We start from the raw sequence: 20,979 nt of genomic DNA on the forward strand, positions 1-20,979 counted from the left end.
AATAACCGAGGTATCTCCATGATGCACACCGCCGACCCCGCCGACCGCCCCAAGGACTCCTCCATGATCGACCCCCGCGTGATGGACCCCGCGGGTGAGATCGTTCCCCACGCGCACGTCGACGAGGAGGAGTTGGATCAGATCGTCGCGGTGCTGGACGCGATGCGCCGCTGGCGCACCGTGGAACGCAGGATGAGCGAAGCCTCGCGGAAGTACATGAAGCTCGGGGAGACCGACATGCGGGCACTGCGCTACCTCATCGCCGCCCAACGGCACGACCGGCTCGCCACGCCGAGCGACCTCGCCCGCCACCTGGGCGTCTCCACGGCGTCGGTGACGAAGATGCTGGACCGCCTGGCCGCCCACGATCACATCCGCCGCCTGCCCCACCCGGAGGATCGGCGCAGCACCGCCATCGAGGTCACCGAGCAGACGCAGCGCGTCGCCCGCGAATCTGTCGGACGCAGCCATGCCGGGCGGTTCCACGCTGCGGCGGCGCTCTCCCCTGACGAGCGAGAGGTCGTGATCAGGTTTCTCGACGCTCTGTGCGCGACCGAGCCTCCGCCTCAGCAGTGAGCCGCGCCGCCATGTTCCGGAAGATCACCGCATGGAACGGGGTCAGCGCCAACCAGTAGAGTCGTCCGGCCAACCCGGACGGGAAGAAGATCGCGCGCTGCGTGTACCGGGATCCGCCGTCGGCCTCCGGCTCGACCGTGAACTCCAGCCACGCCTGGCCGGGAACCTTCATCTCCGCACGCAGGCGCAGCAGACGCCCGGGGTCCAGCCGCTCCACTCGCCACCAGTCGACCACGTCGCCCAGCTGCAGAGTCTCTCTGCTGCGGCGCCCTCGACCCAGCCCCACGCCCCCGATGATCTTGTCGGCGTAGCCGCGCAGCCGCCAGGCCTTCGACAGCGAGAAGTACCCCTTCTCGCCGCCGATCCCCTGCACCACGGCGAAGACCGCCTGTGGTGGGGCTGTGGTCCGGACCGCCCGTTCATCACTGAGCACGGTGCGCCCGGACCACTCGGGATCGGACGGCAGCGGCTCGGAGGGCGCCTCCAACGGATGTGCGGCCGCCCACGTGGTCTCCACCCGGTCGGCGGTCATCTTCTCCAACGCGAGGTCCACAGCGACCCGGTAGCGGGTCAGCCCAGCCTCCGGGGGCGCGATGAGCTCGTCGATCCCCCGCTCCTGGACCACGCAGTCGTGTTGGAGCGACTGGACCAGCGGGACCGCCAGGGAGCGCGGGATAGGCGTGACGAGGTTGACCCACTGCGCCGCCAGCCAGGGGGTCAGCACCGGCAGGGGCAGCACGGTGGGCTCGCGGAGCCCGGCGGCGCGAGCATAGGTCTTCATCAGGTCGGCATAGGTGTGCACATCGGGACCTCCGATGTCGCACCGTCGGCTGGCCGACAGGTCGACGTCGGCGGCAAGGGTCAGATAGTGGAGCGCGTCACGGACTGCGATGGGTTGGATCCGGTTCATCACCCAGCGAGGCGAAGGCATGACGGGCAGCACGTCGGTCAGGTGCCGGATCATCTCGAAGCTGGCCGAGCCCGAACCGATGACCAGCCCCGCCTGCAGCGTGAGGGTCGGAACTCCGCTGGCTTCCAGGATCTCGCCGACCTCGACACGCGACCGCAGGTGGGGGCTGAGCTCACCGTCCGGGTGCAGCCCCGAGAGATAGACCACCAGGCGGACGCCCGCCTGGGCCGCGGCCTCCCCCACAGTGTCGGCGCACTGCTTGTCGGTGGCGGCGAAATCTCGCCCTCCTGTCATGGAATGGACCAGGAAGTAGACCACCTCGACATCGGCGCACAGTCTCCGGGCCGGCTCGGCGTCAGAGAGATCGCCCTGCACGACCTCCACCTCGTCACGCCAGGGCACGTCGCGCAATGATTCCGCTCGGCGGGTGAGCACCCGCACCGTATGGCCGGCCGCGAGCAGCTGGGGCACGAGTCGGCCACCGATGTATCCGGTCGCTCCGGTGACGGCGATCAGCGCCATGGACGTCCTCCTCCGGTCTCTGATCAGGTGATGGCTCACGGTAGCACCGGCCTCGGCCGCAGCTCACCGGCTCCGCCGTTGCCGGCTCGACGTCGGCGGTCTATCGTCGTCACGTGACGAATGCTGCCGCGCACCCCACACTGCGCTTCCGCGAGGCCACCCGGGAGGACCTGCCCCGGATCGTCGAGCTGATCCGGGACGACGCCGTGGCCGCCGACCGCACCGGCACATACTCTGGGGCGCATGAGCGAGGGTTCGACGCCGTTGTCGCCAGCCCGAACGACGAGCTGATCGTCGCCGAACTCGACGGAGAGGTCATCGGCGTCATGCAGCTGACGTTCATTCCGGGCATCGCCCGCCGAGGCGTCACCCGACTGCATGTGGAGGCCGTCCGAGTGGACCGGCGCCTCCGTGGCCGGGGATTCGGGGAGAGCATGATGCGCCATGCGGAGGAGCGCGGCAATGCCCGTGGCTGCGGGCTGGCCCAGCTGACCTCCGACGTCGTGCGTGAGGACGCCCATCGCTTCTATGAGCGCCTGGGGTACGCGCCCTCCCATGTGGGGTTCAAGAAGCAGCTCTCCCCGGTGGAGCTGCACGAGGTCGCCGTGGACGATCCGCTGGCGCGGCAGGCCCAACAGGCCTATGTGACCGAGCTGCACGAGCAGTTCGGCTTCGCCCCGGGCCCGCTGGACGTCCCGGAGCCCGGTTCCCGCTATCTGGTGGCGGTGTGTGAGGACCGACCGGTGGCCTACGGCGGGATCCGACCCGCCGTCGGCCGCGCCGGGGCGATCATCGACGGCGCCGCGGAGATCAAGCGCATGTGGGTCCACCCCGAGCGACGAGGCACCGGACTCGCCTCCCGGCTGGTCCGTCGACTTGAGGAGCTGGCTGGCGCCGCCGGGAACGCCAGAGTGTTGCTGGACACCCACAGCGCGCTCAGGGAGGCGATCGCCTTCTATGAGCGAGCCGGATACCGACGCGTCGACCGCTACAACGACAGCCCCGACGCCGAGCTGTTCTTCGCCAAGGACCTCAGCTGAGCCCCGACGGCGCCTGCTGCTGAGAGCACCTGCTCCAGAATTCTGCGAGCTCGGAGGCCAGCCGCTCCGGTCGCTCCTCCGGGATGAAGTGCCCGCAGTCCTCCACCGGCCTGGCCTCGAGCAGGTCCTCGCCCTGAGGACCTGTCCCGACGTAGGGGCGCCACAGCTCATCGACCGCCACCTGCGACGCAAGCCCCTGGGCACCCCACAGCGCCAGAGTCGGCACCTCGACCACGTGGCCGGCCTGCAGGTCCTGCTCGTCGTGTGCGACGTCCTCCCAGGTCGCGCGGTAGTCGTCGAAACCGGCACGCATGGCACCCGGCTGCCGGAAGGCCCGCACGTACTCCGGAATCTTGGGCTCGAGCAGGTCCCGCCGGAAGGTCCACCGCTGGAAGAAGTATCGGAGGTACTGCTCCTCCCGTCCGGAGGTCAGCAGCTCGGGGAGGTCGTCCTGCATGTGGAACAGCCAGTGGAAGTAGCCGGCTGCCGTCCGCGTGGTCCCACCGAACATGGCGTGGGTCGGTGCGATGTCCAGCACCGTCAGAGTGTGCAACCGCTCCGGGTGGTCCAGGGCGAACCGGTGCCCCACCCGCGCGCCGCGGTCGTGCCCCACCAGGTGCACCCGCTCCAGGCCGAGGTGGTCGAGCAGTTCGACGACGTCGGCGGCCATGCGCCGTTTGGTGTATCCCTCGGTGGGTTTGTCGGTGAGGTCGTAGCCACGCAGGTCCGGTGCGATGAGGCGCCTGCCGTCGGCCAGCAGCGGGGCCAGCTCATCCCAGCAGGCAGAGGTCTGCGGCCAGCCGTGGAGGAGGAGCGCCGCCGGCTCGTCGGACTGCCGACCATGCTCCCGCCAGTGCATCCGCAGCGAGGGAAGATCCATGAGGTGCGTCACACCATGATACTAACCTGTTGAACAGGTTAGTCAATAGGATGGCTCCATGACTCCTGATGCCGAGGCTCGCGACTGGCTGTTCTATGGCGGCTCGCCCGCCCTGAACTTCGTCAACACCCTGCGCGATCGGGCCACGGCCCCTCGCGAGACTGTTCCTGATGCGGCGAGCCTCGCCCGGTGGTTCACCGCGGCGGGCATCGAGGGTTGGTCGCGCACGACGGCGCAGGAGCCGACACCGGCCGAACACGTGGCGGCCCTGTCCCTGCGGGACGCGATCGACGCCGTGCTCGCCCCCGAGCGCACGCCCACGACCGAGCATGCGTCCCTGGTCAATGATCATGCGCGCCACGCCCCGATGCGCGAGCTGGACCTCGATGATCCGACCGCCGTGGTGGTGGAGGAGTCAGGGACGACGGCGGCACTGGGCACGCTGGCGCACGAAGCCATCGCGATCATCGCTGCAGGCGAGGGCCCTCTGGTCAAGGTCTGTGCCCACAGCCGCTGCGGCCTGCGCTACCTCGATCGCTCACGAGGGGGACGGCGACAGTGGTGCTCCATGGAACGCTGCGGCAACCGCGCGAAGGCCGCTCGGCACGTCCGCCGAGGCGTGAGCGCGGGCACCTGAGTTCGCCGACGCACGCCCCTTCTGCTGAAGCCCCCCTGCGGACCCAGCTCACCGCGGGCTCAGCCCACCACCACCTCGGCGGTGACCTCACCCGGAGCGTCGACATCGAGGAGCGCAGTCGCCCCTCCGACCGTGAGCTCATGCCGGCCGAGGAAGCCCTCAAACTGCAGGCGGCCGTCGTCGTCGGTGCGGAGCGTCGCCTCCGGCGTGCGCCAGTCCTCCGTGACGAGCCGCTTCAGCCGGTGGTAGGCGGGCTTGGGTGAGCCGTCGGGGCGCAGGAGTCCGCCCGGCGCGCCGAGCCACATGCCGCGGTCCGGCAGCCCCCAGTAGGTGATGGACTCCACCGAGGGGTGGGAGTAGAGGGTCCGGTAGTGCTGCTCCAGCTCCTCGGCCTGGCGCGCCTCGCCCTCCTCGGAGGTGGGCCAGTGGTCCACCTGCCAGTCGTTGAGGTCGCGGATGTGGCTCGGCATGAGGTCCCCGGAGAGGATCGTGTTCTCGGTGAAGTGGATCGGAATCCCGAAGCGGGAGAACCGATCCAGCACCTCGAGAGTCCTGTCCTCGCCCCAGGCCCCCTGGTGCATATGGGACTGCAGGCCCAGTCTGTCGATGCGGATGCCGGCCTCCAACGCGCCCTCGATGAGGCACTCGTAGGCGGTGGACATGTCGAAGTCGTTGAGCAGCAGGGTGGCGTCAGGATTGGCGGCCCGGGCCTCATCGAAGGCCAGGCGCATCATCTCGATCCGGCCCCTCTCATGCGCCAGGCGGGTGATGCCGTTGTCCTCCGCGGTGAACACCGGCATGATCACCACTTCGTTGATGGCGTCCCAGGTGTCGATGAGCCCGGCGAACTCGGAGACGTCACGGCGGATGCGGTCCCGCTGGACGCGCTCGATCTCGTCGACCTCCAGGTCCAGCAGCCACGGCGCGGTCACCGTGTGCCAGACCAGCGGATGCCCCTTGACCTCGATGCCGCGCTCGACGAACCACCGGGCCCCGGCCAGCAGCCGCTCGGTGCGGGGCCTGCCCCGCTCGGGCTCGAACATGCCCCAGTAGAAGGGCAGGGTGGCGCGGTTGAACACCCCCAGCCAGTGCTCGGCCAGGCCGGCGTCATAGTCAGGGTCCTGCGACTCGCCCGTGATGTGGTCCAGGAGCTCGAAGCCGATGCAGCCGAAGCCGAAGGACTGAGAGGTCTGACGGGCGGTGACGTCGCGGCCGGCCAGTGGGGCGCCGTCGTCGCGGGTCAGGGTGACTGTGACCTGGGCGCGGCGGTGGGCGAGGTTCGGGTCAGGGGTGCGCCCGGGCGCGGGCGGGGTGAACAGCGAGGTCATGCCGCCAGTCTTGCAGAAAACTGTGTGATCGGTCACACAAGTGACGGCGGGCGCCGTCGCCCATCACCCCGCCTGGCCGATCGGTCCCAGACCCTCGCCTCGGCCGGTCAGTCCACGGGGCGAACCGGCTGCTGCAGCTCGACGACGAACTCGTCACTCCGCCCCGACTCGTCGGCCCGCAGGTACAGCTCCCGGCACGGACCAGAAGGCGCGGCCCCACGGGCCACGGTCTCGGCATGCAGCGCCTGCCAACTGGACGCGATCCCGGAGATCTCCCCCAGATGCGTGCTGCAGAACGCCTTCTCCACCGCCGGCAGCGAGACGATCTCCACACCGTCCCGCGGCTCGCCGTCATAGGCGTAGCCGACGATGACGTGCAGCCCGCGCTCGTCCAGGCTGTAGCTGGCCACAGGGGTCTCCAGGGCTCCCGGGATGTGACCGATGACCGCGGCCACGGCGTCGAAGGCAGGGCCGACGAGGCCTGCCACCTCCGGCTGGTCCCGCACGGTGGCGGTGCGGGCGGCCAGCCTCAGGGCCGGCAGGGACTTGGTGACGATCTCCACAGCAGGCATGGCATTCTCCTCTTCGATCAGATGGAGCCGTCGCTCGACGTCGGCGAGCCGTTCAGACGCGATCCGGTGCTCCCGCTCCAGCTCGTGACGACGGCGGCCCAGCATCCGGGCCAGGTCTCCGGCATCCAGGCCGTCCTCCAACAGAGTGGAGATCTCCTCGATGCCGAAGCCGAGCTGGCGCAGCGCCACGATGCGATGGAGCCGGTCCAGCTGCTCCGGGTCATAGGACCGGTAGCCGGTGCCGGGATCCACATGGGCAGGCACCAGCAGGCCCACCTGATCCCAGTGCCGCAGCATGCGATGGGTGACCTGGCCGACCTGTGCGAAGGCTCCGATGGACAACATGGCTCCATCACAGCCCATGACACAGTGTCAGGGTCAACCTCGGCATAGACCGCCAGGGAGAGTTCGGCAGAGTTCGGCTCACCGGGCGGCTCAGTCCGCGGGCCTCACCGGCTGCTGCAGCTCCGTCACCCAGTCATGCTGGTCCTCGGACCCGGCGCGCAGGTAGAGCTCCCGGCTGGGGCCGCCGGGACGCAGCCCCCGGGCCTCCAGCTCGGCGTGCAGGGCCTGCCAGCTCTCCCCGATGCCGCTGACCGGGCCGTAGTGAGCGGTGCACAGCGCGTGGCTCTCCTCAGGAAGCTCCGCGATCTCCACACCGCCGCGCGCCTCCCCCTCGTAGACGTAGCCGACCACGATGCGCAGCCCGTCCGGCGTCCAGGAGTAGCTGGCCACCGGGGCGTGCAGAGTTCCGGGGGTGTCGCCGATGATGCCGGCGACATGGCCGAATGCGGCGCCGACCGCCTCCCCCACCTCCGACCAGTCGCGCACGGTGACGGTCCGGGCCGCCAGGCGCAGCGCCGGCAGAGGCTTCTGGAGGAACTCGGTGATCGGCATGACTCCATCACACCGCTGAGCAGGGTGTCCCCGTCAACAGCTGACCGCCCCGGCGCCAGGCACGAGCTGGTGGTTGCTGGCCGGAATACGGCCGACACGGCCCACCCTCCGGCGAAGACGCACCGGCTCAGCGGGCCCGACGCGAGGCGGGTCAGCCCTGCCAGACGGGGTAGTCGGTGTATCCGCGGGCGCCGCCGACGTAGAAGCTCTCCGGGCGAATCTCGTTCTCCCCGAGGTCCTCCTCCCAGCGGCGGAACAGGTCCGGGTTCGCGATGGCCGCGCGCCCGACGGCGACGGCGTCGGCGGTCCCCTCCGCGGCCAGCCGCAGCGCCTCCTCACGGGTGGTGACCACCCCGAATCCGCTGTTGCCGACCAGCGGGGCACCTGCGACGCGTCGGAGGGTCTGCACGAGGGCGCCCGCAAGATCGGCGCTGAGGACGTCGACGAAGGCCAGGCCCAGCGGCGCCAGCCCCTCGGCGAGCGCGGTGTAGGTGGTCAGCGCGTCGGCGTCGTCGGTCTCCAGCGCCCCCTGGATGTCATGCTGCGGGGACAGGCGGATGCTGGTGCGGTCCGCACCGATCGCCTCCGCGACGGCTCGGGTGACCTCCACAGAGAGCCGGGCGCGATTCTGCGGGCTGCCGCCGTAGTCGTCCTCGCGATGGTTGGAGGCCGGGGAGGTGAACTGGTGCAGCAGGTAGCCGTTGGCCCCGTGGATCTGGACGCCGTCGAATCCGGCGGCCATCGCGTGCTGCGCGCCCTGGACGAAGGCCTGCACGAGGACGGGGATCTCCTGCTCCTCCAGCGCGTGCGGCACCGGGTGCTCCCTCTTGCCCTCCGGGGTGCGGATCTCGCCTGGCGCGGCGATCGCACTGGGAGCGACGATCCGTCCGGTGCCGCTGAGCAGCGGGTGGGAGATGCGCCCGCCGTGCATGATCTGCAGCACGATGGTCCCGCCCGCCTCATGGACGGCGTCGGTGACCTTCCGCCAGCCGTCGATGTGCGCCTGGGTCTCGATGCCGGGCTGCCCCACCCAGGTGCGCCCCTCCCGCACTGGCCAGGTGCCCTCGGTGATGATCATCCCCAGGGAGGCGCGCTGTGCGTAGTACTCCACCTGCAGGTCGGTGGGGACGCCGTCCTCATCGGCCCGCAGGCGGGTCAGCGGCGCCATGACGAGGCGGTGGCGTAGCTCCAGGGCGCCGAGCGTGAGGGGCGAGAAGAGCTTCTCCTGGACTGCCGTGGTCATCTGCACGGTCCTTTCACGGGTGTGGGACGTTCCACCGGCGGACAACCACGACGACGGCGGGCTGATTCCTCCCCGTGCCGGGGCTCACAGCGGATCCTTCACCGGTGAGCTGGTGCGTTTCAGCCCGACAGCGTCCGCGGGTCCGCGCCTTTCGGCGGAGACGCACCAGCTCAACGAGAGTCTGACGCGGGGATCCAGACCCGCATGGCACCGTCGCCGCGGTTGCCCCACAGGCCGAAGGGCACCAATGCAGCAGTGAACCTCTCCCCCGGCTGACCCGCGTCGCCGTGAGGGGGATAGAGCGCGTCCTGCGCGTCGTCGTCCCGCGCCTCGCGGCGGACCCGAAGCGGCACGACGACGGCGGGCGCACCCAGGACCTCGCCATGCACCTCGGGGCCACCGGACGTCTCCAGCTCGACGTCCTCCAGCTCAGCTCCCTGCGCCAGGACCCGCTCCGGAAGATCGCCGGACTCCAGCGCGTAGACCACCGGTCCGCGCGTGATCACCCGCTGTCCGCGCAGTGCGTCGGCCCGGTGGTGCGCGCGCCGGACCACCACCGGCAGCTCGAACTCCACCTCCAGCGCCGTCAGACCCACCGGGAGGTGCAGCCAGCCGTCCCGCACCGCCGCCCCGTCCGGCAGCCCAGCACGGTCGGCCGGCCCCGTTCCGTCAGCTACCCGGGCGCCGTCGGGGATCCGGACCTGCACCGGCACCGGGCATCCGGCGTCGGCGTTCCTCTCCTCGCCCGCGCCCGAGTCCGCGTCAGTCTCCGCGGTGAAGCGCAATCGCAGCGTCCCGGACCAGGGCAGTCCAGCTTCCACGGTCAGCACCCCGGAGGAGCCGCCGGCGGACACGGGGATCTCGGCGGAGACCGGCATGAGCACCGCGAGGGCTCCGTCGTCGGTGCGGGCCGCGGCGGCATGACGCAGCGAGGCCAGCAGCCGGGCCAGGTTCGGCGGGCAGCACGCGCAGTCGTACCAGGCCGCACGCCCGCTGGGAGCCTGCTCGTGCACCCCGGTCCGATGCGTGCGCATCTGCAGCGGACAGGAGTAGAAGAACCGCGTGCCGTCCTCGTCCACGGCCGCGCGGATCGCGTTGTACAGGGCCCGGTCCATCGCCCGGCCGTACCGGGCCTCGCCGGTGGCCAGCAGCAGCCGCCAGCTGAGCATCCAGTCGGCGATCGCGGCGCAGGTCTCCGCATAGCCACGGTCCGGCGGGACCTCGTAGGGATCGCCGAAGGACTCGTCCCGGTGCCGGGACCCCATCCCGCCGGTCACATGCGCCTTGGCTCGATGGGCGGACTCCCAGAGCCGCACCACCGCGGCCAGCAGCTGGTCGTCCTGGGTCTCGACGGCGACGTCGGCCGCGCCTGCCAGCAGGTAGAGCTGGCGCACGGCGTGCCCCGCGGCCTCCGGCGCCTGACGGACCGGAACATGGTCCTGGAAGTAGGCGGCGCCGAACCCGTCGGGGCCGAGCGTGTCATGGCCTCGGGCCTCCACCATGGCTGCGGCGAGCTCCAGATGCTCGGGGCTCCCGAGGACACGGTGCAGATCCACCAGGGCTGACTCCACCTCGGCGTGCCCACAGACGATGGGTTCGCCCGCGCGCCAGCGCCGCACCACCAGGTCCACGAACCGCCTGGTCAGCGCGATCAGCTCGGTGCGGGCGGCGAGCAGCTCGGCATCGGCGGCGATCTCCGTGGCCTCCGGGTCCACCTGTGACCAGGCCACCGCCGCCTGGGCCAGATGACCCAGGCAGTAGAGCTCATGGTGCCAGCGCATGTTCTCCCACGGGACGCGCCCGTCGGTCTGGCAGAAGGAGTTCAGATAGCCGTCCTCCCGCTGCGCCCGGGACAGCAGGGCGACGGCCTCCACGGTGAAGGTCCGCAGCTCCGTGTCCAGCGGCCGGCCTCGCTCCGCCGCCCGCTGCGCCTCCCAGCCGACCGCCTCCAGCATCTTGTACACGTCCGAGTCGGAGAACAGGAAGCCGACCCGAGGCCCGTCATGCTCGCCGGTGACCCGGCGCAGATTGTTCAGCGCCCCGTGGACCTCCAGCTGATCGATGCAGTGCGGCATCGTCGCGGTCCGGTTGGTGCGCTCCCACCGGCCCAGCCAGCTCTCCGGCGTCAGGTGCACCCCGGGAGCCGGGCGTGCCCACGCCGTCGTCGTGCTGTCCATCTCGAATCTCCTCCATCCCTTCCGTTGAGCTGGTGCGTTTCCGCCGGAAAGAGGCCTCAGAAGGGCCCATTCCGGCCGAAACGCACCAGCTCAACGGAGTCAGTCCCAGCTCACTGCAGGCCGACCGCCGTCCAGGAGACCGGCTCCAGGCGGATGGTCAGCGCACCGTCGGCCAGCGAGGCCTGGGCGTCGCGCAGACCCACCCGGTCCGGCTGCTCCAACGTGTTCTTGGCATAGACGTCCTCGTCCCAGAGGGTGACGGCCTCCGCGATGGTGCCGCGCTCCAGGGCGGAGACGTCCACGGTGACCTCCACGGCCTCCCGGCTGCGGTTGAGCAGGAAGATCGCTGAGCCATCCTCGCCGTCGGTGGCCACGCAGTCCACCGCCGAGTTCTCCCCGTAGACCGTGGACTCCACCGACTGGGCGTGGACCTCGGGGCGCAGCACCCGGCCCTGCGCCAGGCGGGAGGTCACGGAGAAGGGGAAGAACGTGGTCTGCTTCCAGGCGGGGCCGCCCGGCTCGGTCATGATGGGGGCGATCACGTTGACCAGCTGCGCCAGCGAGGCGGAGCGGACGCGGTCATGGCGCTCCAGCAGGGTCATCAGCAGGGAGCCGAAGACGACGGCGTCGGCCACCGAGTAGACGTCCTCCAGCTGACGCGGGGCGATCCGCCACTCGTCGTTGACCTCGTCGGAGGCCTGGTGCTCGTCCAGGTACCAGATGTTCCACTCGTCGAAGGAGATCATGATGGTCTTGTCCGACTTGCGGCGGTGCTTCACATGGTCGGCGGTGGCCACCACGGTGTCGATGAAGTACCGCATGTCGGCCGCCGAGGCCAGGTAGGAGTCCAGGTCCCCGCCACGCTCCTGGTAGTAGGCGTGGGCAGAGATGAAGTCCACATGGTCGTAGGCGTGCTCCAGCACGGTGCGCTCCCACTCGCCGAAGGTCGGCATGGAGGAGCCGGAGGAGCCGCAGGCCACCAGCTGCAGGTCGCGCTGGGCGGCCTTCATGGCCTGACCCGTCCGGGCGGCGAGCTTGCCGTAGTCCTCGGCGGTCATGAACCCGGTCTGCCAGGGACCGTCCATCTCATTGCCCAGGCACCACATGGTCACGTTCCACGGGTCCGGATAGCCGTGCTCGGCGCGCAGGTCGCTCAGCGCAGTGCCGGAGGGGTGATTGGTGTACTCCAGCAGGTCCAGAGCCTCCTGGATGCCGCGGGTGCCGAGGTTGACCGCGAGCATGAGCTCGCTGTCCAGCTGCTGCAGCCACGTGGCGAACTCGTTGAGGCCCACCTGGTTGGTCTCCAGCGCGTGCCAGGCCAGGTCACGGCGGACCGGGCGCTGCTCACGGGGCCCGACGCCGTCCTCCCAGCGGTAGCCGGACACGAAGTTGCCGCCGGGATACCGGATGGTGCTGACCCCCAGCTCCTTGACCAGGGCGGTGACGTCCCTGCGGAAGCCGAGCTCGTCGGCCTCGGCGTGGCCCGGCTCGTAGATGCCGTCGTAGACGTGGCGTCCCAGGTGCTCCACGAATCCGCCGAAGATGCGGCGGTCCAAGGGGGCGACGACGGCGTCGGGGTCGATGCGGATGCTGGCGTGTGCCATGGTGTCCTCTCTGCAGGAGTCTCAGGTGGACGGGAGACCCCGTCATGGATTACATCGATGAAATAGTGACTCATGCCACCTTCTGATGTTTGCTGAATCGTGTCAAGGCCTACGCTCAGATAATCTGAGAAGCATCAGGACGCGACCACCTTCGTCCGCGGGACGCACTCGGAGATTCGGTCAGGCATGGGCTCGGCGAGCGCCGCGGACGTCACCGCCCTCAGCGGCGACCACCGCCAACGCTCAGACGGCGGTGGACTCCCGCGGGACGACGCGATAACTGGTGGTGTACTGACGCCTCGGTGCCGGCGCCTCCCCGGCCAGCCGCTCGTCGATCCGCTCCACCAGCACCCGCACCGCCGTGCGGGCGATCTCCATGCGCCCCGGGTCCACGGAGGACAGCGTGGGCGAGGTGTACCGGGTCTCCTCGAGGTCGTCGAATCCGATGACCTTCACCTCCTCCGGCACGGCGAGGCCCGCATCCTGCAGGGCACGCAGAGCCCCCAGCGCCAGCGTGTCGTTCATCCCGAAGACGCCGTCGACCTCGACTCCGGAGGCGAGCAGCTCACGCATGGCCTCCGCGCCGTCCTGCCGATGCCACAGGCCCACATAGCCCACCAGCCGATCATCGCGCGGCACACCGGCGGCGTCGAGCGCTTCCTGGTGGCCCCTCAGCCGCAGGGCGGCCGAACCCTGGCCCTCCCCCTCATGGGCGCCGATGACGGCGATCCGCCGACACCCGGCGTCGAGGAGATGCTCCGTGGCGGCGCGGGCGGCTGCGACGTTGTCCATCACCACGTGGTCGCACGGGCCGTCGAAGATCCGCTCCCCCAGCGTGACCAACGGGTAGTCCACCTGCAGCAGGCCCACGTCGGACTGGGAGAGGGCCAAGGGCGAGAAGATCAGGCCATCGGTCAGCTGCAGTCGCGGACTGCGCAGCAGCTCGCGCTCCGCCGCCGGCTCAGCTCCGGTCTGCTCGATCAGCACGGTGTGGCCGCGCTCCTTGGCCTCGGTGATCACCGAGTCCGCCAGCTCGGCGAAATAGGGCAGCCGCACCTCCGGCAGCGCCAGGCCGATGACTCCCGACCGGCCGCTGCGCAGGCTCCGCGCCGAGAGATTGGGCCGATACCCGAGCTCGTCGATGGCCGACTGGACGATCTCCCGAGTGGAGTCCTTCACGTACTCGCGCTTGTGCACCACGTTGGAGACCGTCTTGATCGAGACTCCGGCACGCTGGGCGACGTCGCGCAGTGTGACCGCCATGGGCTCCCTCCTCAGGCCGCTGTGAGACCACCGTACATCGCGGCGAGGACGCGTCAGACAGGGAGCCCCGGTGCCAGACGTCATGCGATCTGGAACTCGATGCGGTGATGCCCCGTCGCTGCGTTCGGTATCGGGTCACGCCGCACCCCGGTCTGGACCGTCCCGGATGCCGTGACCGCCCTGACGGTCACGGCATGCCGACCAGGTTCCAGCCCGTCGAGGGACAGCCGCCACTGCCTCCAGGTGTCCGCGGTGACTTCGGCGGCCAGCTGGGCCTCCTGCCAGTCCCCGTCATCGACCATGACCTCGACGGCGGCGATCCCGTCATGCTGGGCCCAGGCCGTGCCGGCGACGACGGCCCCGTCCCGGGGCACCGTCGCCAGGGGGCGCGGCACGTCGATGCGCGAGGCGACCAGGACCGGTCCCCTCTCGTCCCACCCACGGTCGGTCCAGTAGGCCGTGTCCTGGTCGAAGCGTGTCACGTGAAGCTCCACGACCCACTTGGTCGCCGAGACGTACCCATAGAGGCCCGGGACGACCAGCCGGGCCGGATACCCATGCTGTCGGGGCAGAGGCTCACCGTTCATGCCCACGGCCAGCAGCGAGGCACGCGCGTCCGTGAGCACCTCCAGCGGAGTCGAGGCGGTGAAGCCGTCCACAGACCGGGAGAGCACCATGTCCGCGTGGGGCAGGGGCCGCGCCCGAGCCAACAGCTCCCGCACCGGATATCCCAGCCACGTGGCCGTGCCGAGCAGATCTCCGCCGACAGGATTGGAGACACAGGTCAAGGTCACATGATGCTCCTCGAGCGGGAGTCCCAGCAGCTCGCTCATGTCGATGCTGGCCTCTTCCTCCACCATGCCGGTGATCCGCAGAGTCCATTCACCCGGCTCCAGCTCCGGAACCACCAAGGCGGTGTCGATGCGGTAGAAGTCCTCATTCGGTGTGATGAACGGAGGGACCCCCGCCACGTCGACCGAGGCCGCCGCAGGCACCGGTGACGCGCCACGAGCCGGTCGCGGCAGCACCAGTTCGACAAGCCGCTCCCCCGCCTGCCGGCCGAAGGCCCCGATCGAACGCCCGACGGTGAAGCAGGCGACCGCCAGAGCAGCGGTCCCGGAGGCCGCTGCCAGGAAGGCGCGTCGCGAAGCAGGGCGCCGGACGGGATCGCGCTCCGCCTCCCCCTCCCACTGTGCCTCGCTCTCAGCCCTCCGGTGCGCCGGCCCCTCCCCAGATCCTGCAGCGACCCCCACCCCCGCGAGCCGCCAGAGCCCGAACAGGACCGCCAGACCCGCGACGATCGCCAGGGCGGAGGGGATGAGATCCGCGGCGGCGGTCTCGGGCCGACGTGCCACCGCGGCAGACAGGAGCGCCGCCACCGCCAGGAAGATCGCGGAGGCGACTCTCGGGCGGCGCCGCCCGAGGGCACCGATGCCTGCGGCCATCACCACGCCGCCCAGCCCCATGGCCAGGAACAGCACAGGCTTGTTCCACGGCCCCAGCACCGTGATCGCCGTCTCCTGGAGCGCTGGGGGTGCGAACTCGATGACAGTGGATCCGAGGGCGACGAGTGGCGAGGCGGCCGGGCGAAAAGCTCGGGCGATCACGTCGGCGACGCCCAGGAGGACGGCGGCGGCGAGCACGCCTGCGGCCGCATGCCGCCTGTACGCGGCGATCCTTCTCCACTGGTGCGATGTCATGACCTGCGTTCGGAGCCGATCGCGGACCGGATGGGACACGCCGTCCTTCGACGACTCAGGCGGTCAGGCTGTCAGAGCTCCGCGACGACCAGCGGCTCTGAGGTCGGCTCCTCCGATCCTCCTTCGGGCTCGACGGTGATCCCGACGGCAGCGTCGGCGGAGAAGGACGGCCCCGTCACGACGGCAGGCCCTTCGGCGGTCATCAGCCCGGCATCGTGTGCTCCGTCCTGGTCGATGATCCACATCTGCAGATCCTGGCCTTCTTCGGGGCCCTCCATGTCGTGCGGGGTGACCAGTATCAGCTGCTCAGTGACGGAGTAGGACACGGTCACGCTGGAGCCGTCGCCCACCTCGACGTGCTGGGCCGCCAGGTCCGGAGCTCCCAGGAGTCGCTGGACCTCCTCCTGCTCCGCATCGAGGCCCGCGACGGTCTCGCGCAGCTGCTCGTTCTCCGCCTGGGCGCGCAGTGCCACCCCTCCCAGGACCGCACAGAGAAGCAGGAGGAACGAGGCCGCCAGGGCGAAATACAGCGCCGGACGGTTTCGCCGGACTTGGCGGCCGGGGCCTGTCACGGGCCCCCTCTCCGGCGCAGAGCCGCGGACGGGCTCGCCGGAGGCGGCGAGGATGTTCTGCCGGGGGATGGACAGGATGGCCTGGGCCGTCTCCTCGGAGGGCGCCATCGGCTCGTCATCGGCGGCGACCAACGCCATAGTCTCCTCGAAATCCGCCACCTCACGGGCGAACTCAGAGTCCTCGTGGAGGAGCCGCTCAGCCTCAGCCGCCTCGTCGGCACTCAGGCCGCCGATCACATATCCTGCGGCGAGATGCTCTCGATCAGTGCGCATCGGTCACCCCCAGTGAAGTCCTCAGCCGTCGCATGCCGTCTCTGATCCTCGTCTTCACCGTTCCCAGAGGGACACCGAGATGATCGGCGATCTCGACATGCGTCATGCCGTGATAGTAGGCGAGGGTGATCGCACGCGCCTGGTCCTCCGGCAGTCCCTGCACAGCCCGGGCCGCACGGGCCGACTCGATGTTCTCCAGCGCCTCGTACTGCACGTCCGGGGATTCCTGCCGCAGCTGCCGTTCCCCATGCGCGGTGTCACGCTCCCGCTGTGCGCTGACCGAGCGCACTCTGTCGATGGCCCGGCGGCGACTGACGGTGATGAGCCAGGCGCGGCCGCTGCCCCGGCCAGGGTCGAAGCGGGAGCAGTCCTCCCACACTTCGGCGAAGACGTCCTGAAGGATCTCCTCGGCCAGAGCTCGACTGCGCACGATCCGCAGGATGACGGCCAGGAGCACGGAGCCTTGGCCCCGGAAGAGCTCTTCGAACGCCTGAGCGTCTCCGCTCGCCGTGCGGACCAGCAGCTCCCCGCACGGGTCAGGACCGATCAGGGAAGCAGGCGGGTTCACGCCTTCTCCCCCGCGGGTCCGTTCAGGATCGGTCATGCCACCATCATGCCAGGTCACAGGAGGGACAGGAACTGCCGCACCGAACCCGGAGCGAGCGCCACCAGGATCCGGCCACCACGAGCCCCTGACGACGACGGCGCTCGGGCAGGCACCCCGCGGAGCCACCTGCCCGAGCGCCGCAACGACGTCGGAGCTGAGAAACCTCAGAGGATCTCTTGGTGATTCGCCCTCACTGCTCCGCCATCTCAGGCATGAGCACCCCGTCGATCATGTAGACCGTGGCGTTGGCAGTCTGCACTCCGCCGCAGACCAACCCGGCCTCGTCGAACATCAGCTCGTCGCCCTCTCCGGTGATCTCCACCGTGTCTCCGTTGACGGTCTCGTGCTCACCGGCGATCTCATCGGGGCTCAGTTGCCCGGGGATCACATGGTACGTGAGCACCGAGGTCAGCGCGTCGGCATCCTCAGCCAGCGCGTTCAGGTCGTCTTCCGGCACGTCGGCGAAGGCATCGTCGACAGGGGCCAGGACCGTGAACTCGTCACCGTTGAGGGTGTCGACCAGGTCGACGTCAGGGTTCAGCTCGCCGGAGACCGCCGCGGTCAGCGTGGTGAGCATCGGGTTGTTGGAGGCCGCGGTGGCCACAGGGTCCTGGGCCATGCCTTCGACCGAACCGTCCCCATCGGGCACCTGTTCGGCGTAGTCCCCACAGGCGGCACCGACCAGATCGGCAGCCGGGTCCATACCTTCCTCCATGTCCGCGTCATCCTGGGCCGCGGCGTCGTCGTCCATGTCCGCGTCTGTCTCCGTGGCGCCGTCGTCCTGGGTCGTCTCCTCCTGCCCTTCCGCCGGGGCTTCGTCCTCAGCCGTGTCATCGGCGCAGGCGGTGAGCCCGAGCAGGGAGATCACCCCGATCCCCAGGATGGCGGAGGCGGTGGACTTCGTCTGAGTCTTCATGACTGATCTCCTCGTCGTCGTGCGTCTCGCCGAGGGACATCCCCGACGTCGCGACCCGACCGTTCGGCACGGGCCGTCACGAAGGGGTTCGGCGCCACACACGATCCGGATTGGATCAGCTTGTCCCACCTCCACAGACCGTCCGGGCGCGAGTGCCTGCTGCGCGCCGCTGCTCGGGTCCGGCCCGCGGACATGTCACCGCAGGCGTCGGAAGCCCTCCGCCTCCTTCTTGGCGCCGGAGACGAGCAGCAGATCGCCCTCCTGCAGCACGGTGTCGGCCGCCGCCGGCGCCCAAGGCTCTCCCGCATGCTTGACCAGGGCCACCGTGACGCCGTGCCGACGGCGGATCTCCAGTTCCTTCAGGGGCCTGCCGAGGAGGGCCTTCGGCGGTGTGGTCTTGGCCAGCGCATAGTCCTCATCGATGAGGATGTAGTCCTGCAGGTTGCCGCGGACCATATGCGCCACCCGGCGGCCCATGTCCTGCTCGGGGAAGATGATGTGCTTGACCCCCAGCTGTTCGAGGATCGCCCGATGCGCGTCCGACGTGGCCTTCGCCCAGACCTCACGGACGCCGAAGCGCAGCACCAGCGAGGTCACCAGGATGCTGGCCTCCAGGTTCGAGGAGATTGCGACGACGACGTGGTCGAACTCGTCCACAGAGAGCTGGCGCAGCACCTCCTCCTTGGTCGCGTCGCCGGCCACCACGTGGGTCAGTGAGCCGTTGAGCGACTGGACCACGTCCTCTTGGCGGTCGATGCCGAGGACGTCGGTACCGTCGGCCATGAGCTCCTGTGCCAGGGCGGCGCCGAAGCGTCCCAGGCCGATGACGGCGACGGCGTCGGGGCTGGCGACGTCGGAGGGGTCGGTCCCGCCGAAGAGCCTGAGCTTAGCCAATGATGGGCCTTTCCTTGGGGAGTTCGTACTGTCGAGTGCGCTCGCGCAGCGCCAGCGCGGAGGCGAAGGTGATGGGGCCGATCCGGCCGATGAACATCAGCAGCACGAGGATCAGCTGTCCGAACTCGGGCAGCTCGTCGGTGATGCCGGTGGAGAGCCCCACGGTGGCGAAGGCGGAGACCGCTTCGAAGAGGACGCGGTCCAGCGGCATCCCGGAGACCAGGAGCAGGGCCCCGGTGCAGGCGATGATGAAGGCGATGGCCAGCAGCACCACGGAGATCGCCTGCCGATGCACTGAGCGGGAGAGCCGCTTGCCGAAGATGTTGACGGCAGTGTCACCGCGCAGCTCCGCGATGAGGATGAACAGCAGGACCGCGAACGTGGTGATCTTGATGCCGCCGGCCGTGCCGGCCGGACCGCCGCCGATGAACATCAGCACGTCCATGCCCAGCCAGGTGGCGGACTCCATCTCGCCGACATCCACGCTGTTGAATCCGGCCGTGCGGGTCTGCACGGACTGGAAGAACCCGGCCAACAGCTTCTCGGGGAGGCTCAGCGACCCCAGGGTGTCCTCGTTGTCCCACTCGAAGGCGGTGATCATCACGGTGCCCAGTGTGAGCAGCACCAGGGTCCCCCAGACCACGATGCGGGTGTGCATGGACCACAGCCGTGGGGTGCGCAGTCGCCGGCGCAGCTGGAGGATCACCGGGAAGCCGACTCCGCCCAGGATGATCGCCGCGGCCATGGACAGGCAGATCACCGGGTCACCCACGAAGCGCATCATGGAATCGCTGAACAGGGAGAACCCGGCATTGTTGAAGGCCGAGACGGAGTGGAAGACACCTTGCCACACCGCCTCCGCGAAGGGCTTGTCATAGGCGAGCGCGAAGCGTGCGGTGAGGATGACGGCCAGCACGGCTTCGATCAGCAGCGAGATCTTCACGATGCCGATGACCAGGGCGCGCAGATCCGCCAGCCCGAGGCTCTTGGCCTCTGTGGCGGCGATGAGCCTGCTCCGCAGGGAGAGCCGCCCCATCACGGCCAGGCCGATGACGGTCGCGAAGGTCATCACCCCGAAGCCGCCGACCTGGATCAGCACCAGGATGATCGCCTCGCCGAACCCGGACCAGTAGGTGGCGGTGTCGACGACGATCAGCCCCGTCACGCACAGGGCGGAGGTGGCGGTGAACAGGGCCTCCACGAAGGTGGCGCCTTCTACGCCTGAGGTGGAGGCCGGGAGCATCAGCAGTCCGGTCCCCACGGCGATCACGACGAGGAACCCCAGGAAGATGATCTGCACCGGCCGCAGATGCGGCCGGGACCTGGTCCCCTCACTCCCAGCGAGTGTTCGATTCACAGGCGGTCAGCGTAGACCTCTCGCTGACCGGGTGCAATACCGTGCCAGCGCCTCGTCCCCGCCCGCTCCCGCCCGCCCCGGCGCGGCTCCAGGCTCACCATCGGGGCGGGTAACACACGGTCAGACCTGCGGCCGCTCCTCCAGGTGGGCGAGCAGCGCATCCCGGACGAACCTGGCTCCGCGCTGGCCGCCGTAGGTGGCGGCGAAACGCTCGTCGTCCACGTACATGTGCGCCAGGCACTCCACGTACCGATGTCGGCCGGCAGTGTCCTCGGACTGCATGGGGGTGCCGGGCATCTGGCGCAGCCAGTCGATCTGCTCGGCGGCGAGCGCCCGGCCACGCTCCCCGCGGGGGTCGCCGTCCTCGGCGGCGGCCTGCTGCCAACGGGCGATGAGGTCATCGGCTTCGCGCCTGAGCTCCACCTGCTCCTGGTAGGTCTTGGAGGTCCACCAGTCGTTACTGCGGCGGTAGGACTCCTCGCCCCAGCGCTCGATGACCTCCTCCTTGTGCTGTTCGTTGAATCCGTCCATCATCGCCTCCATCGTCGGGGAACGCCCGTCCCTGCGGGCCTGAAGCGTGTGTCGCACGGCGCGGATCTGCGCGTCGAGCCTGTGCTGCTCAGCCTGGAGCCGCTCGACGAGCCGCTCGAGCCTGTGGGTCTCCGTGCCGGGCTGCGCCAGCACCTCCCGGATCTCCGGCAGCGGCATCCCCAGGTCCCGGAGGACGAGGATCTGCTGGAGGCGGGCGACGGCGTCGGCGTCATAGTGCCGTCGGCCATCGAGTCCGGTGCGGGTGGGCTTGAGGAGCCCGACGGCGTCGTAGTGCCGCAGCGTACGGCTGCTCACTCCGGCCCGTCGGCAGAGCTCCTGGATGTCCCATTCATGGGTGCTGCTGTCCATGGGCTCCACGCTAGAGGTTGACGTCGCGTCAACGTCAACACTGAGGTGACGAAGCAAACATTACATCTGTAATGTTTCGTGCTACGATGGTCGACGTCGGGTCGCGACGAC

The 20,979-nt window shown here is 69.7% G+C and carries 19 protein-coding genes; 3 read left to right on the forward strand and 16 right to left on the reverse strand.

What is annotated here, in order from left to right:
- The first annotated feature begins 18 nt into the window (after nucleotides 1-18).
- Nucleotides 19-576, forward strand: coding sequence for a MarR family transcriptional regulator (locus tag Q7C18_RS06265; RefSeq protein WP_311024644.1), 558 nt, complete (start codon nucleotides 19-21; stop codon nucleotides 574-576).
- Here Q7C18_RS06265 and Q7C18_RS06270 read toward each other — a convergent pair.
- On the reverse strand, nucleotides 527-2,008 hold the full coding sequence (locus Q7C18_RS06270; RefSeq protein WP_311024645.1) for an SDR family oxidoreductase: 1,482 nt from the start codon (nucleotides 2,006-2,008) through the stop codon (nucleotides 527-529). The two genes, Q7C18_RS06265 and Q7C18_RS06270, sit on opposite strands and share 50 nt — an antisense overlap.
- A gap of 113 nt (nucleotides 2,009-2,121) precedes the next feature.
- Between Q7C18_RS06270 and Q7C18_RS06275 the strand changes: the two genes are divergently transcribed.
- Nucleotides 2,122-3,048 (forward strand): GNAT family N-acetyltransferase, encoded by a 927-nt coding sequence (locus Q7C18_RS06275; RefSeq protein WP_311024646.1) that lies wholly within the window; start codon nucleotides 2,122-2,124, stop codon nucleotides 3,046-3,048.
- On the opposite strand, the gene Q7C18_RS06280 is transcribed toward Q7C18_RS06275, so the two are convergent.
- Entirely contained in the window at nucleotides 3,041-3,940 is a 900-nt protein-coding gene (locus Q7C18_RS06280) for an alpha/beta hydrolase (protein WP_311024647.1), read from the reverse strand. The genes Q7C18_RS06275 and Q7C18_RS06280 overlap by 8 nt on opposite strands.
- A 46-nt stretch (nucleotides 3,941-3,986) precedes the next feature.
- Here Q7C18_RS06280 and Q7C18_RS06285 point away from each other — a divergent pair, with 46 nt between their 5' ends.
- Nucleotides 3,987-4,565 (forward strand): CGNR zinc finger domain-containing protein, encoded by a 579-nt coding sequence (locus Q7C18_RS06285; protein ID WP_311024648.1) that lies wholly within the window; start codon nucleotides 3,987-3,989, stop codon nucleotides 4,563-4,565.
- 59 nt (nucleotides 4,566-4,624) lie between these two features.
- Here the strand turns inward: Q7C18_RS06285 and Q7C18_RS06290 are convergent, their stop codons facing one another.
- The 14 genes from Q7C18_RS06290 to Q7C18_RS06355 form a co-directional block, all read right to left on the reverse strand.
- Nucleotides 4,625-5,893, reverse strand: a complete 1,269-nt coding sequence (locus Q7C18_RS06290) for an endo-1,4-beta-xylanase (protein WP_311024649.1) — start codon at nucleotides 5,891-5,893, stop codon at nucleotides 4,625-4,627.
- A gap of 107 nt (nucleotides 5,894-6,000) precedes the next feature.
- A complete protein-coding gene (locus Q7C18_RS06295; protein WP_311024650.1) occupies nucleotides 6,001-6,810 on the reverse strand; it encodes a MerR family transcriptional regulator in 810 nt (269 codons plus the stop codon).
- A 90-nt stretch (nucleotides 6,811-6,900) separates the two neighbouring features.
- The gene (locus Q7C18_RS06300) at nucleotides 6,901-7,362 is read right to left on the reverse strand and encodes a GyrI-like domain-containing protein (protein ID WP_311024651.1); all 462 of its coding nucleotides are present in this window, start codon (nucleotides 7,360-7,362) and stop codon (nucleotides 6,901-6,903) included.
- A 151-nt stretch (nucleotides 7,363-7,513) separates the two neighbouring features.
- Nucleotides 7,514-8,605 (reverse strand): alkene reductase, encoded by a 1,092-nt coding sequence (locus tag Q7C18_RS06305; protein ID WP_311024652.1) that lies wholly within the window; start codon nucleotides 8,603-8,605, stop codon nucleotides 7,514-7,516.
- Nucleotides 8,606-8,775: 170 nt separating this feature from the next.
- Nucleotides 8,776-10,782 (reverse strand): beta-L-arabinofuranosidase domain-containing protein, encoded by a 2,007-nt coding sequence (locus Q7C18_RS06310; protein ID WP_311024653.1) that lies wholly within the window; start codon nucleotides 10,780-10,782, stop codon nucleotides 8,776-8,778.
- Nucleotides 10,783-10,892: 110 nt separating this feature from the next.
- Nucleotides 10,893-12,386: an alpha-L-arabinofuranosidase C-terminal domain-containing protein gene (locus tag Q7C18_RS06315; protein WP_311024654.1), complete on the reverse strand. Its 1,494-nt coding sequence runs from the start codon at nucleotides 12,384-12,386 to the stop codon at nucleotides 10,893-10,895.
- A 243-nt stretch (nucleotides 12,387-12,629) separates the two neighbouring features.
- Nucleotides 12,630-13,649 (reverse strand): LacI family DNA-binding transcriptional regulator, encoded by a 1,020-nt coding sequence (locus Q7C18_RS06320; RefSeq protein ID WP_311024655.1) that lies wholly within the window; start codon nucleotides 13,647-13,649, stop codon nucleotides 12,630-12,632.
- Nucleotides 13,650-13,729: 80 nt separating this feature from the next.
- Nucleotides 13,730-15,349, reverse strand: coding sequence for a molybdopterin-dependent oxidoreductase (locus Q7C18_RS06325; protein WP_311024656.1), 1,620 nt, complete (start codon nucleotides 15,347-15,349; stop codon nucleotides 13,730-13,732).
- Nucleotides 15,350-15,420: 71 nt separating this feature from the next.
- On the reverse strand, nucleotides 15,421-16,194 hold the full coding sequence (locus Q7C18_RS06330; RefSeq protein WP_311024657.1) for an anti-sigma factor domain-containing protein: 774 nt from the start codon (nucleotides 16,192-16,194) through the stop codon (nucleotides 15,421-15,423).
- Nucleotides 16,184-16,798 carry a sigma-70 family RNA polymerase sigma factor gene (locus tag Q7C18_RS06335; protein WP_311024658.1) on the reverse strand — a complete coding sequence of 205 codons (615 nt, stop codon included), beginning with the start codon at nucleotides 16,796-16,798 and terminating at the stop codon, nucleotides 16,184-16,186. The genes Q7C18_RS06330 and Q7C18_RS06335 overlap by 11 nt, the downstream gene beginning before the upstream one ends.
- Nucleotides 16,799-16,991: 193 nt before the next feature.
- Nucleotides 16,992-17,717, reverse strand: a complete 726-nt coding sequence (locus tag Q7C18_RS06340) for a fasciclin domain-containing protein (protein WP_311024659.1) — start codon at nucleotides 17,715-17,717, stop codon at nucleotides 16,992-16,994.
- A 195-nt stretch (nucleotides 17,718-17,912) separates the two neighbouring features.
- The gene (locus Q7C18_RS06345) at nucleotides 17,913-18,611 is read right to left on the reverse strand and encodes a TrkA family potassium uptake protein (RefSeq protein WP_311024660.1); all 699 of its coding nucleotides are present in this window, start codon (nucleotides 18,609-18,611) and stop codon (nucleotides 17,913-17,915) included.
- Nucleotides 18,604-19,911, reverse strand: a complete 1,308-nt coding sequence (locus Q7C18_RS06350; RefSeq protein ID WP_311024661.1) for a potassium transporter TrkG — start codon at nucleotides 19,909-19,911, stop codon at nucleotides 18,604-18,606. Before Q7C18_RS06350 ends, Q7C18_RS06345 begins: the two co-directional genes overlap by 8 nt.
- A 177-nt stretch (nucleotides 19,912-20,088) precedes the next feature.
- Nucleotides 20,089-20,868, reverse strand: coding sequence for a MerR family transcriptional regulator (locus Q7C18_RS06355; RefSeq protein ID WP_311024662.1), 780 nt, complete (start codon nucleotides 20,866-20,868; stop codon nucleotides 20,089-20,091).
- Between the last annotated feature and the right edge of the window lie 111 nt (nucleotides 20,869-20,979).

This window comes from Nesterenkonia sp. CL21 (assembly GCF_031705515.1).
In the GTDB taxonomy this organism is placed as follows: Bacteria; Actinomycetota; Actinomycetes; order Actinomycetales; family Micrococcaceae; genus Nesterenkonia; species Nesterenkonia aethiopica.